This is a genomic window from Candidatus Jordarchaeum sp. (genome assembly GCF_052745115.1).
Genome location: NZ_JBRAKS010000245.1, coordinates 3070 through 5833 on the forward strand (window position 1 = coordinate 3070; position 2764 = coordinate 5833).

The 2764-nt window shown below is 41.8% G+C and carries 3 protein-coding genes; 2 read left to right on the plus strand and 1 reads right to left on the minus strand.

The genetic code is table 11. The features are described from left to right. Both ACUVXA_RS14970 and ACUVXA_RS14975 read left to right on the plus strand, forming a co-directional pair. Nucleotides 1–500 (plus strand): hypothetical protein (locus tag ACUVXA_RS14970; RefSeq protein WP_445872086.1); only part of this gene is annotated, 500 nt, incomplete at its 5' end. A gap of 61 nt (nt 501–561) precedes the next feature. Further along, nucleotides 562–1866, plus strand: a complete 1305-nt coding sequence (locus ACUVXA_RS14975) for a RuBisCO large subunit C-terminal-like domain-containing protein (protein ID WP_445872087.1) — start codon at nt 562–564, stop codon at nt 1864–1866. Nucleotides 1867–1910: 44 nt separating this feature from the next. Here the strand turns inward: ACUVXA_RS14975 and ACUVXA_RS14980 are convergent, their stop codons facing one another. Continuing rightward, nucleotides 1911–2540, minus strand: coding sequence for a DsbA family oxidoreductase (locus ACUVXA_RS14980; protein WP_445872088.1), 630 nt, complete (start codon nt 2538–2540; stop codon nt 1911–1913). Between the last annotated feature and the right edge of the window lie 224 nt (nt 2541–2764).

The following is a 2764-nucleotide window of genomic DNA, read 5'->3' on the forward strand; positions in this document are numbered from 1 at the left end:
GTATCAAGGAGGACATTAGGAGAATAGATGAGGAGATTAAGTTTCTTAGAGAAGATTTTACGGAGATGTTGGTTAGAGTTAAATCGTTGGAGCGGGGTCAGGTGGATCTTAGGTCTGAACTTTTCGTGGGTTTTGATTCTATGAGAAAGTTTGCTGGAGTGGGTTTAGAGGAGTTTGTGAAAGACTGGATGAGTGGTTCACTTAGGGAACGAGGAATTCTCCCTGTAGGAGTCAGTCTAGAGAGGACGGTGGTGGATGGAGAAGAGATAAATCTTTTCAGTAAGGAACCCTTGATAGTTGGGGAGGTTACTGCCTACGCTGAGAGTGTCGATGAAATATCCAAGCTTTTGAAGAAGGCTGAGGCTGCAAAGAAGATATACAAAAAGGAACCCAGATACCTATTTTTACGTATTTTGACAGCTCCTAGTAGTGTAGCCAAAGAGATGAGAAGAATAGCAAGGGTGAAAAATATAGACCTCGTAATAGGAAAGGAGACTTAGTTTGTATAAGGAAATAAGGATATTTGAATCCTTTCAATTTTTGAAATGGTGGTGAAATGGTTTGGAAGGAATATTCTTTTCTGATGTTTCGGGAATTGATCCTGAAAGTCATATTATTTGCACTTATTATGTGGAAACCGATGGCAGTCTTGAGAGGGCTGGAGAAGCTATAGCTGAGGAAGAATCCATAGGAACCTGGACCGACATTGGAACTGTGACTACTGATATTCAGCGGAGACTTGCGGCTAAGGCTTTTCAATTCGAGAAAAAAAGGAAGGGAATTGGACTGATTAAGATAGCTTTTCCAGTTGATCTTTTTGATTTGGAAAGGGGAGGCATTCCCAATATAATGAGCATGATTGCGGGAAATCTATTTGGACTCTCGGCATTGAAAAATGTGAGACTTCTCGACGCCGAGTTTCCCAAGTCTGTGCTTTCCCATTTTCCAGGACCGAAATTCGGTTTAGAGGGTGTAAGAGAACTCGCAGGCACGAAGAAAACTAGAAGGCCTCACTTGGGAACCATAATTAAACCCAAAGTTGGGCTCAATCCCTCACAGACCGCAGAGGTGGCGTACGAAGCAGCAGTTGGCGGAGTGGATCTTATCAAGGACGATGAAACTCTCGTTTCTCAAAGCTTCTGTCCCTTGGAAGAGAGGCTTTCCAAGGTTATGGAGAAAATGGATTTGGTAAAGGAGGAAACTGGACGAACAGTTTTCTATGCTTTAAATATTACAGGGAATCTGAACAGGTTGTTTGAGTTTGCTGATTACGCGGTGGAAAATGGAGCAAATATGATTATGCTCGATATACTGCTTTCTGGCCTGGCCGTATTACAGCAACTTGCAGAAGACCCTTCAATGAGGCTTCCCATCCATTGTCACAGAACATTTCATGCTGCCTTCACTAAAAATCCTCTTCACGGAGTCCATATGAGGGTGATAGCTAGATTAACGAGGCTCGCCGGAGGGGATCAACTGCACAGCGGAACTGCGGCGGGTAAAATGGGTCTCCCGGAAGAAACAGCTGAGGCAAAGGAATCCAACGAAGTGTTGCTCCAAAAATGGGGAAATATTAAAACAGTATTCCCTGTGGCTTCCGGAGGAATACACCCCACACTGGTTCCAAAAAATATAGAAATTTTAGGTAAAGACCTTGTAATTAATGCTGGTGGCGGTATTCATGGACACCCGGATGGAACCAGAGCCGGAGCCACCGCCATGAGACAGGCCATAGATGCCGTTATGAAAAAAATTCCCCTTGAAGAATATGCAGAAACCCATCCGGAACTAAAAAAAGCTCTGGATAGATGGGGCTACAGATACGCAGAGAAATCCGAGTCCCTCGAGCAGCGTTACGGAGAATAAACTCTTAAAATCCATTTCTTAATCTCAGCAATCTATACTATTTTTCATTTTCCTTGCAGTCCTAGAGCTCTATCAATTTCCTCTTTGAATAGTGAGTAGGGTTCAGCTCCAATTATCACCGCATGATTCTTTATAATAAACATTGGAACTCCGGAAATCCCTCTGCTTCTTCCCTCGCGGAAGTTTTGCTTTATAATCTCTCTCTTGGATCCATTGTTCAAGCAGTTTTCGAACTTTTCCACATCCATTCCCACACTGATGGCTATTTCTTTCAAAACTTCGACGTTACCAATGTCTTTATGTTCTTTAAATAAAGCTTCAAAAACCTTCTCATGAAACTTCCAGAACTTGCCTTGATCCCGGGCACACTCACTGGCCTCAAAGGCTTTCATGGAATCGGGAAGCATAAAAGGGAGCTCTGGGGGAACAATCTCTATGTCTAATTCCCTCTCTTCAACCAGATTCTTTACGTGTTCAAAAACATTGAGAATATAATCATCGGAAAAGTAGGGTTTGTCGGTTCCGGGATAAAGAGGATAGTGTTTCCAGTTAAAGCTAATTCTGTCACCGTAATCTTCCTTAAGTTTTTTCAAGGTAAGGTATCCTATTAAACAAAAGGGGCAAATGTAATCCGAAAAGACAATTATTTCAAGGGGAGAATTATTTTCAACCAAAATCTATCAATCCATGACTCTTTAATCTTTCAACGATAATTATGTTTTTAAAATTTATCGGTTTCATTTTTGGAACGATGTAATAGTTATGTTTTTTGCATGGGGGTATGTGTTTTTGTTTGTTGACTGCTTGTAGAGGAGGAGTTATTAAGCCTTCTTTTCCAAATCCAGGGACCCCGTCTTAGGTATGTAGTTTTTCTGGTTGTTGTTTGTCTTATGTAGGG